The organism is Pseudomonas donghuensis, from assembly GCF_000259195.1.
Taxonomy (GTDB): Bacteria; Pseudomonadota; Gammaproteobacteria; order Pseudomonadales; family Pseudomonadaceae; genus Aquipseudomonas; species Aquipseudomonas donghuensis.
The window spans coordinates 70,005-82,023 of the sequence record NZ_JH650777.1; the positions used below are offsets into that span (position 1 = coordinate 70,005).

A 12,019-nucleotide genomic window follows, 5' to 3' on the forward strand; every position below is an offset into this window, starting at 1 on the left:
ACAGCGCATTGCCACTCTGAGGGTTACAGCTTGATCAGCACCGACTTGAGCTCGGTGTAGTGCTCGATGGCCGCTGCGCCCATTTCCCGACCGACCCCCGACATCTGGTAGCCGCCGAACGGCAACGCCGGGTCGAGGGCGCTGTGGCAGTTGACCCATACCGAGCCCGAGCGGATCTGCGGGATCATCCGGTGCACCGCGCCCAGGTTGTTGGACCAGATGCTCGCACCCAGGCCGTAGGGGCTGTCGTTGGCCATGCGCACCGCGTCAGCTTCGTCATCGAACGGAATGGCCACCAGCACCGGGCCGAAGATTTCTTCCTGTACCAGCGGGTGACGCTGGTCGACATCGACAATCACCGTTGGCTTGACGAAGTAACCGGGGCCGAATTGCTCGCCACCGCAGGCGATGGTCGCACCGCTGCTGCGGCCTTGCTCGATGTAGTCGTAGACGCGCTTCTGCTGGCGCGCGGAGATCAGCGGCCCCATTTCCACGCTGGGGTCCAGGCCGTTGCCGAGTTTCATGGCATTGGCGATGCCGGCGATATCGGCCACCACATTGTCGAAATGCTTGCGCTGTACGTACAGGCGGGAACCGGCACAGCACACCTGGCCCTGGTTGAAGAAGATCGCGCTGGCGGCGCCAGCGGCGGCGCTGGGCAGATCGGCGTCGGCCATGACGATGGTCGGTGATTTGCCGCCCAGTTCCAGGGTGACCCGGGTCATGGAGTCCATGGCGATCTTGCCAATGGTCTTGCCCACGGCGGTGGAGCCGGTGAAGGTCAGTTTGTCGACCAGCGGGTTGCGGGTCAGGGCATCGCCGGCGACCAGGCCGGTGCCGGTCACGACGTTGAAGACCCCCGCCGGGTAACCCGCTTCCAGTACCAGTTCGGCCAGTTTCAGAGCACTCAGCGGGGTTTCATCGGCAGGCTTGAGGACCATGGTGCAGCCGGTGGCCAGGGCCGGACCGAGCTTCCAGCAGGCCAGCAGCAGGGGGAAGTTCCAGGCGACGATGGCGCCGACCACGCCGACCGCTTCACGGCGCACGAACCCGTGGAACTGATCGGCGGGCATCAACGGCATCGACACCTCGACGGTGCTGCCTTCGATCTTGGTGGCCCAGCCGGCCATATAGCGCAGAAAGTCGATCGACAGCTGCACGTCCATGGCCCGGGCTACCATGGCACTCTTGCCGTTGTTCAGGCATTCGAGCTGGGCGAGGATTTCGCCGTCGCGCTCAAGCAGGTCGGCCAGGCGCCACAGCAGGTTCTGCCGCTCGCGTGGGCGGGTGCGGCTCCAGGCGGAGTCATCGAACGCCTGGCGGGCGGCGTGTACCGCGCGGTCGACATCGGCCGGGGTGGCGGCGGGCACCTCGCAGAGGTTCTCGCCGTTGGCCGGGTTGCGCAGGGTCAGGCGGGCGCCATCGCTGGAGTCGACCCAGTCGGCGCCAATCAGCATGCGTGGGGCGCGGCGAATGAAGGCTTCGACGTCGGGGTGCAGGGGGGCAGTGGTGGACATGGCAAACCTCATTGTTGTGAGTGAGTGCCGGGTGTTCGCAACGCGTGTGCCAACGTGGCGAAGTCCCTGTTTTCAGGCGCTGTCGGGCAAAGTTGGCAGCCTGTCGCCGGGATGCTCCGTCTCATTTTGAGACAGTGGTGAGACGGGTCGGTATGTATCGTCACCTCAGCACCGTTGTCCGCAACAGGGGCGCGGCGCTTTACTCTGTGCTTGGCATGAATGGTGATAGCATAGTGCTATTATTTGCGTCGTTGCTGGTACGATCGTGCGCCAAATATGCGCAGCGCAAGCCTCAAGCTATCGCCCTGTGTGGCCGATACTCTGCGAGTGCGGCCCGATTCATTGCCGCAGCGAATCTACCCGCGAAGCCGAGCCTGTCCGTGAAGGTGCCTCTGCGTCTATTTTTTCATTTGCCATGACAGGTTTCGTGGATGCAGGTCTACAGCCAAAAAAGCTTTCTGATTGTCGATGACTTCTCCGATTTTCGCAGCTCGGCCCGCTCGATGTTGCGCGAACTGGGCGTGCGCGATGTCGACACCGCCGACAGTGGCGAGCAGGCACTGCGCATGTGCGCGCAGAAACGTTACGACTTTATCCTTCAAGACTTCCACCTGGGCGATGGCAAGAAGAACGGCCAGCAGGTGCTCGAGGACCTGATCCTCGACAAACTGATCAGTCATGAGTGCGTGTTCCTCATGGTCACTGCCGAAAGCAGCCAGGCGATTGTCCTCAGCGCCCTGGAGCACGAGCCCGACGCCTACCTGACCAAGCCGTTCAACCGCATCGGCCTGGCTCAGCGCCTGGAAAAACTGGTGCAGCGCAAGACCTTGCTCAAGCCGATCCTCCAGGCCCTGGACCGCGGCCGTCCGGCCGAGGTGCTGGCGGCCTGTGCCGAGCTGTGCAAGAAGGACCCGCGCTTCGCGCCGCTGTGCCTGCGTTATCGCGCCGATGCCTTGCGCGACCTCAACCGCGTCGATGAGTTGGAGAAGTTCCTCACCACCATCATCGCCAGCCGCGCCACGCCCTGGGCCTATGCCGCCCTGGGCAACCTGTTGTACAAGCGCAACCAGTTGGCCCAGGCCCAGGGCGTATACGAACAAGCACTCAAGGCTTTCCCGATGATGCCCGGGCTCTACGATGGCCTGGCCGAGGTGCTGGTGGCCCTGGGTGAAAGCAAGCGCGCCCAGGGTGTGCTGGAAGAGGCCGTGCGCCTTTCACCGTTGGCCGTACGCCGGCAGATGATGCTGGGCAAGCTGGCCCTGAGCAACGACGACTACGACACCTCGTCCAAGGCCTACCGGCACGCCGTCAACCAGGGCCAGAGCTCGCGTTACAAAGACCCGGAGAGCAACCTCGGGCTGGTGCAGGCGCTGATGAACAAGAACGCCGGCAACGGCCTGGATGCACGTACCCGGGTCGAGATCAATACCGTGCTCAGCGAAGTGGCCAAAGAGAACGTCGAAGACCAGGGGCTGCAGGTGCGCGCACGGTTGATGAAAGCCGCCAGCCTGCAGCAGGCTGGCGACGCCGAAACCGCCGCCAAGCTGACCGAACAGGCCATGGCCCGGCTGGAGAAAATGGACCAGTTTTTCTCGGTGGAAGCTGCGTTGGTGGTGGCCACGCAGTTGCAAAAGCTCGGTCAGGAGGCTGCCGGCACCTCTATTCTCAAGGGCTGCGTGGAGACCTACGGCGACGACCCCAAGGTCATGCAGAGCGTGGCACAACTGACCGATGATCCGAACGTGTTGGGCGCGGTGACCGAAGCGGTCGACCTTAACCGCCAGGGCGTTCGCAGTTACCAGGCCGGCCAGCTCAGCGAAGCGCTGGCGCAGTTCCGCCGGGCCCTGACGCTGCAGCCGAAGAACATCAGTATTGCCCTCAACACCGCCCAGGCGCTGCTGCGCATCGGTGGCGAGGCACCGCCGCCGGCGATCATGGACGAGTGCCGTGCCTGCCTGGGCAGCGTGACCGGCATCCCGAAAAGCGACAACCGTTACGATCGCTACCGCAAACTGCACATCCGGGCCTTTGGCGCATGAACCAGGACAACCAGGGGCTGGATTTCTCCACGGTGATCGCCTCCACCGTACACGACATGAAGAACTCCCTGGCGGCCCTGACCCAGGCCCACAGCCAGTGGCTGGCGCGCCTGCCCGAAGCGTTGCGCAGCGGCAGCGAACAGGGGGTGATGGAGCACGAATTCAGCCACCTCAACGGCATGCTGGTGCAGTTGCTGGGCTTGTACAAGCTGGGCGTCAACCAACTGCCCATGTGCCCCGACTATCACGAGCTCGACGATTTCATCGAAGCCCAGCTGGCGGCCCAGCAGAACCTGCTGCAGCACCGCGACATCCTCGCCAGCTGGCGCATTGAAACCGCAAGCCCGCTGGGTTTCTTCGACCGCGAACTGGTTGGCTCGGTAGTGGCCAACATCCTCAACAACGCCATTCGTTATGCCGGGCATACCTTGTTGATCAGCGTCAGCGACGAAGGCGAACAACTGCTGCTGAGCATCAACGATGACGGCCCGGGCTTCCCGGCGCGCATGCTCGAGCGTCAGCAGGAGTATGTGCAGGGTATCGACGGCAAGAGCGGCAGCACCGGCCTGGGGCTATACTTCGCGGCGCGGATTGCCGCTCTGCACGAGCGCAACGGCGTCAAGGGGCGGATCGAGATTGCCAACGGCGGGGTGTTGGGCGGGGGGCTTTTCAGGCTCTATTTGCCGTGAAGTGGTTATCCCGCGGGCTGTTGGCCGGGCTGTTGCTGCCATTGAGCGGGTGTCAGATTGCCCTGTACCCGATTACCCTGGTCAGCTGCGCTTTGCGTGCGCAGCCGACGCTCTCCCCTGAAGCCTTGCCGCTGGCGAGGGTGGGGCAGCCCTATCAGACGCAGATCACGCTCATCGCCAGCAGTTCGCCGGTGAGTGGCTTCTATGCCGAACCCTTACCGCCAGGGCTGACACTGCAGCACCAGGGCCGCAGGCCTGACGCGACATTGGTCGGCACACCGCAACGTGCGGGGGTCTATCACTTCGTGGTGTCGGTGGGGACGTTTGGTACGCAGTGTGCTGGCTTGAGTGCGGATCGCGAGTATCGCCTTGAGGTGAAGTGACGAGTGTCGTCGCCGGAGGTGGAAGGCTGTGCGACACTCCACCCTTTGCTCCACAGGATTGCCCCATGAACCCGGCTAAACCCGCCCTGATCCGCGAAACCTTCCCCGTCGGCCCGTTGCAGTGCAACTGCACCATCATCGGTGACCCGATCAGCAAAAAGGCCATCGTCGTCGATCCGGGTGGCAATCACGAGCAGATCCTCGCCCGCCTGGATGCCCATGGCCTGAAGGTGGTGAGCATCATCCATACCCACGCGCATCTGGATCATTTCCTCGCCTCCGGGCAGTTGAAGGAGAAGACCGGCGCCACCCTGCACCTGCATAAGGACGACCAGTTCCTCTGGGACAACCTGGAAATGCAGTGCCAGATGTTCGGCGTGCCCTACACTCCGGTGCCGGCGCCGGACCGCTGGCTGGCCGATGACGAAGAACTGGCCTGCGGCTGTGGCGTGGCCTTGCACACCCCGGGGCACACGCCGGGCTCGATGAGTTTCTGGTTCGCCGAGGCCAAGCTGCTGATTGCAGGCGATACGCTTTTTCGCCGTGGGATTGGTCGCACCGATTTGTGGGGTGGTGATCAGGCGACTATCGTTCGTTCCATCAAGCAGCGCTTGTACAGCCTGGATGAAGAGGCCACGGTGGTGACCGGACATGGGCCGGATACCCGCCTGGGTGATGAGATGCGCCAGAACCCGTTCGTGCGCGCGTGAAGTTTCAGGGAATTTTTCTGCTTTGCTGCAATCCAAGGCTGGCATAGATCCGAATCAGATCCGCTGCACTTTCGAATTACAGTAGGAGCTTGTCCATGTTCACCATGCGTCGTTTGATTATCGTCGCTACCGCTGCCGCGCTGATGTCCGGTTGTGCCAGCCCCAACCCGTATGACAGCCAGGGTCAGGCGCAGCAGGGTTCCACAGGGATGAGCAAAACTGCCAAGTACGGCGGCCTGGGTGCGCTGGCCGGTGCCATTGCCGGTGCCGCCATCGACCATAACAACCGCGGCAAGGGTGCGCTGATCGGCGCTGCCGCGGTGGGCGCCGCCGCCGCAGGTTATGGCTACTACGCCGACAAGCAGGAAGCTGCCCTGCGTGAGAGCATGGCCAACACCGGTGTCGAGGTTCAACGTCAGGGCGATCAGATCAAGCTGATCATGCCGGGTAACATCACCTTCGCCACCGACTCGGCCAACATTGCCCCGAGCTTCTACTCGCCGCTGAACAACCTGGCCAACTCCTTCAAGCAGTTCAACCAGAACACCATTGAAGTGGTCGGCTACACCGACAGTACCGGCAGCCGTCAGCACAACATGGACCTGTCGCAACGTCGGGCGCAATCGGTGGTCAGCTACCTGACCTCCCAGGGTGTTGACCCGAGCCGCGTCAGCGCCCGTGGCCTGGGCCCGGACCAGCCGATCGCCAGCAACGCCGACGCCAACGGCCGCGCGCAGAACCGTCGGGTAGAGGTCAACCTCAAGCCGATTCCTGGGCAGCAGTACCAGTAAATTCAGGGTGTAAAAAAGGGGAGCCAGGCTCCCCTTTTTTTGTGCCTGTAATGGCCTCATCGCTGGCAAGCCAGCTCCCACAGAGGCCTGGTTAGCATCCTGCAACAGCCTTGGGCTGGTAGTTTGAGCGTCCTAGGACCTATCCTACGAATTCTGTCGCCCTGCAGATGATTGCTCCGGGGGAAGTACGCCACTAGGCTCACCGGGTCGCTGATGTATCAGCGATCGGGTTTGGCGACCTGGAGCAAACAAAAGACTGCACCATGTGAATGCTTGTCGGCGTTAAGTTGCGCTGACTTCACTTTATGGTGGCTGTGCGCGGGAGGGCTTCGGCCCTGCCGGGTTTCCCTTTTGGCTCGGTTCGCCAATCCGCGTACAGCCGCCACCCCTTCGTTTGGCGACGAGTCGGTGGCTGCTCCATTCCAAAAGGAGCTTCATCATGAAAAAAATCGTTCCAGACCCACCTGAATTCCACCTTCTCGAAACCACAGAAACCCCATTCGGCCTCTGCGATGCTGGTCATCCACAGTTATTCGCCGTGCGCGCCGGGGTCAATGTCGAAGATGCGCTGGTGCATGCATCGCTGTATTTGAAGTGCGCAAGCCTGACCGGGCCGCTGGCGGTCGAGCATACCTGTGAGCCGGGGCGAGGGTTTCTTCAGGCGACCCTGCATTCCCATGAAATGGCCAAGGCATTGATTGATGCGTTGCTCGATGGGCTGGAGAGCCGTGTGATCAGGATGCCAGGCGGCGCCTGAGTTGCGAGCGCGTTGCGCTCGATCGCTGGCAAGGCCAGCTCCCACAGGTCCGGTGTGTGCCCAGATTAATTGTGGAAGCCGGCTTTGCCGGCGATACGGTAGGTCAGGCGACTCAGCTTGGGCTTCTGGTAGTGATTGTCAGTACATCGGTATAAACGATGACCACAGACTGGCCGACCTTGAGATTTTTCATGCGGGCCTGAAGGTCAGGGTCTTCGACCTTCACGACCTTTTGCGGGCCCTCAGGTGGCGTCAGCGTTACCTCATGGGTTTTCAGGTCGATCTTGGTGATCTTCGAGGTGACCTTGATCTGCCGAAATGCCTCACCACCTGGGTTAGGGTTGTCCTTGGTGGCGCGAATGACACCGGCCTCCTTGCTGATGCCCGGGGCCTTGGTGAGGTCGGTTTCGAGCACAGTAGCAACCGAGCGGTTGACTGTGATGTTGACCAGGTCGCCGACCTTGAGGTTATGCAGGGCCTTGGCCTGTTCGCTCACCTGGATCGGCACCTCAGAGTTCTCAGGCCCTGCCACCGTAACGACGCGCTTATCGAGGTCAACGGCAAGGACTTTGGTATTCACCACATCCTCAGTGGCGACAGCGTCGATCAGGATGTCTTCTGCCTGCACCGTGAAACTGGCTGCAGACAGAAGTGAAACAACAGCAAAAGCATGGGCAAAGCGGCGCAGCGGTTTCATAGGCTTACGTTCCTTGTGATTGCTAGTGAAATCATCGTAGGAAGTGAGCATAGATGCTGTCCGGCAAATTACCCGTCGGCGTTTTGTCGCAGCCGTTCGAGCAAGGCGTCCTTATCGCTCCACAGCTGGTTGATCCATTGCTGGAAGGCCAGGCGATAGGTCTCATCCTGGTCGTAGTTCCTGCCCAGGAACTCGGCCGGAATCGCCAGTTCCTCGAAGTGCACGACAATGTGCCTGACCCGCCCGCACAGCAAGTCCCAGAAGCCTGGCGCCCCGTTTGGATAGTGAATGGTGACGTTGATGATCGACTGCAGTTGCTCGCCCATGGCATCGAGCACAAAGGCAATACCGCCGGCCTTGGGCTTGAGCAAGTGCTTGAACGGCGACTGCTGCTGGCGATGCTTGGCCTGCGTGAACCGCGTGCCTTCGGCGAAGTTGAAGATTGCCGTCGGCTTGCCGCGAAACTTGGCGCAGGTGCGGCGGGTGGTTTCCAGGTCCTTGCCGGCCTTTTCCGGGTGCTTGGCCAGGTACGCCTTGGAGTAGCGCTTCATGAACGGGAAGCCCAGCGCCCACCAGGCCAGGCCGATCACCGGCACCCAGATCAGTACCTGCTTGAGGAAGAACTTCAGCGGGCGGATACGGCGGTTGAGCACGTACTGCAGTACCAGGATATCGACCCAGCTCTGGTGGTTGCTGGTGACCAGGTAGCTGTGCTGGTAGTCCAGCCCGGCCAGGCCCTCGACCTGCCAGCGGGCCTTGCCCAGCAGGTTGATCCAGGCGTTGTTGTTGCTGATCCAGGTTTCGTGGATGTGGCGCATCAGTTCATCGGTGAGCCGCTGCGCCGCGGCGAACGGCAGCAACAGCTTGAACAGGCTGACGATGAACAACGGGGTGCAGCAGACGATGGTGTTGAGCCCCAGCAGCAACGAGGCGATAACCCCGCGCAGCGGCGCGGGTAGCAATCCGAGCATGTTCAACTATCCAGTGAGCGGTTGGCCTGAATGGCGGTCAGGGCGATGGTGTAGACGATGTCGTCGACCTGGGCGCCGCGCGGCAGGTCGTTGACCGGCTTGCGCAGGCCTTGCAGCATCGGCCCCAGGCTTACGCAATCGGCGCTGCGCTGCACGGCCTTGTGGGTGGTGTTGCCGGTGTTCAGGTCGGGGAACACGAACACGGTGGCGCGGCCGGCCACTTGACTGTTGGGCGCCAGTTGCCGGGCGATGTCCAGGTTGGCCGCAGCGTCGTACTGCAAGGGGCCGTCGATCAGCAGGCCGCGCTGGGTTTCCTGGGCCAGCAGGGTGGCTTCGCGAACCTTCTCGACCTCTTCGCCACTGGCCGAATCACCGCTGGAGTAGCTGATCATCGCCACCCGCGGGGCAATACCGAAGGCTTCGGCGGAGTCGGCGCTCTGCAGGGCGATTTCCGCCAGCTCATGGGCCGTTGGGTGCGGGTTCATCACGCAGTCGCCGTACACCAGCACCTGCTCGGGGAACAGCATGAAGAACACCGACGACACAAGGCTGCAGCCCGGCGCGGTCTTGATCAGTTGCAGGGCCGGGCGGATGGTGTTGGCGGTGGAGTGCACCAGGCCCGACACCAGGCCGTCGACCTCGTCCAGGGCCAGCATCATGGTGCCGATCACCACCGGGTCTTCCAATTGTTGCTCGGCCATCGGTGCATTGAGGCTCTTGCTCTTGCGCAGGCTGACCATCGGCTCGACGTAGCGCTCGCGGATCAGGTCCGGGTCAAGAATCTCCAGGCCTTCGGGCAAGGTAATGCCCTGGGCGCGGGCCACGGCCTGAACGTCGTCGGGCTTGGCCAGCAGCACACAGCGGGCAATACCGCGGGCCTGGCAGATGGCGGCGGCCTGCACGGTCATCGGCTCGGCGCCTTCGGGCAGGACAATGCGCTTGTTGGCCTGCTGGGCGCGCTGGATCAACTGGTAGCGGAACACGGCTGGCGACAGGCGCAGCTCGCGCGGGGTGCCGCAGCGCTGGTGCAGCCAGTCGGCGTCCAGGTAGCTGGCGACGAAATCGGTGATCAGCTCCGCGCGCTCGCGGTCATCCACCGGGATTTCCTTGTTCAGGCCGTTGAGCTGGTTGGCGGTGTCGTAGGAGCCGGTGCTTACCGACAGGACCGGCAAGCCGGCCAGTAGCGCGCCCTGGCACAGTTCGAGGATGCGCGGGTCGGGCTTGCTGTCGCTGGTCAGCAGCAGGCCCGCCAGCGGTACACCGTTGATCGCCGCCAGGCTCACGGCGAGGATGATGTCGTCGCGATCCCCCGGGGTCACCACCAGCGTGCCGGGCTTGAGCAGCGGCACGGTATTGGCCACGGTGCGGGCGCAGATGATGATCTTGTTCATCCGCCGGGTTTCGTAGTCGCCGGCATTGAGTACCTGGGCGCCGAGCAGTTCGGCCACGTCGCGGGTGCGTGGGTCGTTGAGGCCGGCCTGGAAGGGGATGCAGCCGAGCAGGCGGAAGTCGCCGCCGCGCAGCAGCGGCGAATGCTCGACCAGGCGCGCGGCGAAGGCGCTCATGTCCTCGTCGGTGCGCACCTTGTTGAGAATTACCCCGAGCACTTTCGGGTCGCGTGGCCCGCCAAACAGCTGGGCCTGCAGTTCGACGCGCCCGGACAGCTCGGTGAGCACCTCGTTTTCCGGTGCCGACACCAGGATCACTTCGGCATCCAGGCTCTTGGCCAGGTGCAGGTTGACCCGCGCGGCGTAGCTGGCGTGGCGGGTCGGGACCATGCCTTCGACCACCACCACGTCCTTGCCGATGCAGGCCTGCTGGTAGAGAGTAATGATTTCCTCGAGCAGCTCATCCAGCTGGCCGTCGCCCAGCATACGCTCGACATGTGCCAGGCTCAGCGGCTGCGGTGGCTTCAGGCCATGGGTGCGGGCAACCAGTTCGGTGGAGCGTTCCGGGCCGGTATCGCCCGGGTGCGGCTGGGCAATCGGCTTGAAGAAGCCAACCTTCAACCCGGCACGCTCCAGGGTGCGCACCAGGCCCAGGCTGATGGAGGTCAGGCCGACGCCAAAGTCGGTCGGCGCGATAAAAAATGTCTGCATGCGAGCTTCTCGAAATGAGCTGTGCAAAAGAATCAATTGCCAAGGGTATCGCTATCGACCCCCCGAGCGCACCCGTCGCAAATATCCGGCAACCCGTTTGTCCGGGTTGCGTTCGCTTTCAGGCGAGGCCTTGGTTACACTTGTTCGTTCTACATTCTTATGCAAAAGGTCTCGCCCCATGCTGATCGCCGCCAAAAAGGCTGTCTCCATCGACTATACCCTGACCAACGACGCTGGTGAGGTCATCGACAGCTCCGCCGGCGGCGCTCCGCTGGTCTACCTGCATGGCGCAGGCAACATCATTCCGGGCCTGGAAAAAGCCCTGGAAGGTAAAACCACCGGTGACGAGCTGGACGTTGCCGTCGAGCCGGAAGACGCCTACGGCGAATACCTGGCCGAGCTGGTCAGCACCCTGAACCGCAGCATGTTCGAAGGTGTCGACGAGCTGGAAGTGGGCATGCAGTTCCACGCTTCGGCGCCGGATGGCCAGATGCAGATCGTCACCATTCGCGACCTGGACGGCGACGACGTCACCGTCGACGGCAACCACCCACTGGCTGGCCAGCGCCTGAACTTCAAGGTCAAGGTCGTCAACGTGCGTGATGCCAGCGAAGAAGAAGTAGCCCATGGCCACGTCCATGGCGAAGGTGGCCATCACCACTGATTTTCTGCGCTAAGCTCAGAGAGTCGCGAAGGCGCCCGGGCAAGTCCGTCGCTCCAGCAGGGGAAGACGGCTTGGCAGGGCGCCTTTTTGATGGGCTGGTTTTACTGATTGCAGCTCGCAGCGGCAACCGGGATCTGGAAAGGGGAGTACGTCATGAGTGCATTTCACGACCTGAAGCTGCAGGCACTGAATGGCCAGGAGTTGCCTCTGGCGCCGTTCAAGGGCCAGGTGGTGCTGGTGGTCAATGTCGCCTCCAAGTGTGGCCTGACCCCACAGTATGCGGCGCTGGAAAACCTCTATCAGCAGTACAAGGGCAAAGGCTTCAGTGTGCTGGGCCTGCCGTGCAACCAGTTTGCCGGCCAGGAGCCAGGGACTGAAGAAGAAATCCAGAAGTTCTGCAGCCTGAACTACGGCGTGAGCTTTCCGTTGGGCAGCAAGCTTGAAGTCAACGGCCACGACCGTCATCAGCTGTATCGCTTGCTGGCGGGTGAAGGCGCCGAGTTTCCGGGCGATATCACCTGGAACTTCGAGAAGTTTCTGGTCGGTAAGGACGGCCGCGTGCTGGCGCGTTTCTCGCCACGTACCGCGCCGGATGATCCGACAGTGGTGCAGGCGATCGAGAAGGCTTTGGCCTGATCGGCCCTATCGCGGGGCAAGCCCGCTCCTACAGAAGTGTAGGAGCGGGCTTGCCCCGCGATGCTG

At 62.6% G+C, this 12,019-nt stretch carries 12 protein-coding genes and 1 pseudogene; 8 read left to right on the plus strand and 5 right to left on the minus strand.

All coding sequences use genetic code 11. The annotated features are described in order from the left end of the window. Positions 1-23: 23 nt before the first annotated feature. A complete protein-coding gene (locus tag UW3_RS0122350) occupies positions 24-1,517 on the minus strand; it encodes an aldehyde dehydrogenase family protein (RefSeq protein ID WP_010225791.1) in 1,494 nt (497 codons plus the stop codon). Positions 1,518-1,948: 431 nt separating this feature from the next. Between UW3_RS0122350 and UW3_RS0122355 the strand changes: the two genes are divergently transcribed. From UW3_RS0122355 to UW3_RS0122380, 6 genes are all read left to right on the plus strand, one after another. Beyond that, positions 1,949-3,556, plus strand: a complete 1,608-nt coding sequence (locus tag UW3_RS0122355) for a tetratricopeptide repeat-containing response regulator (RefSeq protein WP_010225793.1) — start codon at positions 1,949-1,951, stop codon at positions 3,554-3,556. Continuing rightward, positions 3,553-4,245 carry a sensor histidine kinase gene (locus UW3_RS0122360; RefSeq protein WP_010225795.1) on the plus strand — a complete coding sequence of 231 codons (693 nt, stop codon included), beginning with the start codon at positions 3,553-3,555 and terminating at the stop codon, positions 4,243-4,245. Before UW3_RS0122355 ends, UW3_RS0122360 begins: the two co-directional genes overlap by 4 nt. Further along, positions 4,242-4,628 (plus strand): hypothetical protein, encoded by a 387-nt coding sequence (locus UW3_RS0122365; RefSeq protein ID WP_010225796.1) that lies wholly within the window; start codon positions 4,242-4,244, stop codon positions 4,626-4,628. The genes UW3_RS0122360 and UW3_RS0122365 overlap by 4 nt, the downstream gene beginning before the upstream one ends. A gap of 65 nt (positions 4,629-4,693) precedes the next feature. Then, positions 4,694-5,338 (plus strand): MBL fold metallo-hydrolase, encoded by a 645-nt coding sequence (locus UW3_RS0122370; RefSeq protein ID WP_010225797.1) that lies wholly within the window; start codon positions 4,694-4,696, stop codon positions 5,336-5,338. Positions 5,339-5,433: 95 nt separating this feature from the next. Next, positions 5,434-6,129 (plus strand): YiaD family glycine zipper/OmpA-like lipoprotein, encoded by a 696-nt coding sequence (locus UW3_RS0122375; RefSeq protein ID WP_010225798.1) that lies wholly within the window; start codon positions 5,434-5,436, stop codon positions 6,127-6,129. Between the two features lie 439 nt (positions 6,130-6,568). Continuing rightward, a complete protein-coding gene (locus UW3_RS0122380) occupies positions 6,569-6,886 on the plus strand; it encodes a DUF3077 domain-containing protein (RefSeq protein ID WP_010225799.1) in 318 nt (105 codons plus the stop codon). Positions 6,887-6,998: 112 nt separating this feature from the next. Here the strand turns inward: UW3_RS0122380 and UW3_RS0122385 are convergent, their stop codons facing one another. The 4 genes and pseudogenes from UW3_RS0122385 to UW3_RS29880 all read right to left on the minus strand — a co-directional run. Further along, on the minus strand, positions 6,999-7,583 hold the full coding sequence (locus tag UW3_RS0122385) for a hypothetical protein (protein WP_010225800.1): 585 nt from the start codon (positions 7,581-7,583) through the stop codon (positions 6,999-7,001). A 68-nt stretch (positions 7,584-7,651) separates the two neighbouring features. Next, the gene (locus UW3_RS0122390; RefSeq protein ID WP_010225801.1) at positions 7,652-8,554 is read right to left on the minus strand and encodes an acyltransferase; all 903 of its coding nucleotides are present in this window, start codon (positions 8,552-8,554) and stop codon (positions 7,652-7,654) included. Positions 8,555-8,556: 2 nt separating this feature from the next. Then, positions 8,557-10,653 (minus strand): phosphate acetyltransferase, encoded by a 2,097-nt coding sequence (pta, locus tag UW3_RS0122395; protein WP_010225802.1) that lies wholly within the window; start codon positions 10,651-10,653, stop codon positions 8,557-8,559. Between the two features lie 93 nt (positions 10,654-10,746). Continuing rightward, positions 10,747-10,863 (minus strand): annotated as a pseudogene (locus UW3_RS29880) (DUF3565 domain-containing protein); the annotation flags it as partial. Here UW3_RS29880 and UW3_RS0122400 point away from each other — a divergent pair. Together UW3_RS0122400 and UW3_RS0122405 are read left to right on the plus strand one after the other, a co-directional pair. After that, positions 10,832-11,317 carry an FKBP-type peptidyl-prolyl cis-trans isomerase gene (locus UW3_RS0122400; RefSeq protein ID WP_010225804.1) on the plus strand — a complete coding sequence of 162 codons (486 nt, stop codon included), beginning with the start codon at positions 10,832-10,834 and terminating at the stop codon, positions 11,315-11,317. The pseudogene UW3_RS29880 and the gene UW3_RS0122400 overlap by 32 nt on opposite strands. A gap of 153 nt (positions 11,318-11,470) precedes the next feature. Beyond that, positions 11,471-11,953: a glutathione peroxidase gene (locus UW3_RS0122405; RefSeq protein ID WP_010225806.1), complete on the plus strand. Its 483-nt coding sequence runs from the start codon at positions 11,471-11,473 to the stop codon at positions 11,951-11,953. Positions 11,954-12,019: the final 66 nt, after the last annotated feature.

Excerpts from the sequence above, each read along its gene's own strand:
- UW3_RS0122350 (WP_010225791.1), bottom strand. The coding sequence starts at position 1,517 with ATGTCCACCACTGCCCCCCTGCACCCCGACGTCGAAGCCTTCATTCGC.
- UW3_RS0122355 (WP_010225793.1), top strand. The coding sequence starts at position 1,949 with ATGCAGGTCTACAGCCAAAAAAGCTTTCTGATTGTCGATGACTTCTCC.
- UW3_RS0122360 (WP_010225795.1), top strand. The coding sequence starts at position 3,553 with ATGAACCAGGACAACCAGGGGCTGGATTTCTCCACGGTGATCGCCTCC.
- UW3_RS0122370 (WP_010225797.1), top strand. The coding sequence starts at position 4,694 with ATGAACCCGGCTAAACCCGCCCTGATCCGCGAAACCTTCCCCGTCGGC.
- UW3_RS0122375 (WP_010225798.1), top strand. The coding sequence starts at position 5,434 with ATGTTCACCATGCGTCGTTTGATTATCGTCGCTACCGCTGCCGCGCTG.
- UW3_RS0122380 (WP_010225799.1), top strand. The coding sequence starts at position 6,569 with ATGAAAAAAATCGTTCCAGACCCACCTGAATTCCACCTTCTCGAAACC.
- UW3_RS0122385 (WP_010225800.1), bottom strand. The coding sequence starts at position 7,583 with ATGAAACCGCTGCGCCGCTTTGCCCATGCTTTTGCTGTTGTTTCACTT.
- UW3_RS0122390 (WP_010225801.1), bottom strand. The coding sequence starts at position 8,554 with ATGCTCGGATTGCTACCCGCGCCGCTGCGCGGGGTTATCGCCTCGTTG.
- pta (WP_010225802.1), bottom strand. The coding sequence starts at position 10,653 with ATGCAGACATTTTTTATCGCGCCGACCGACTTTGGCGTCGGCCTGACC.
- UW3_RS0122400 (WP_010225804.1), top strand. The coding sequence starts at position 10,832 with ATGCTGATCGCCGCCAAAAAGGCTGTCTCCATCGACTATACCCTGACC.
- UW3_RS0122405 (WP_010225806.1), top strand. The coding sequence starts at position 11,471 with ATGAGTGCATTTCACGACCTGAAGCTGCAGGCACTGAATGGCCAGGAG.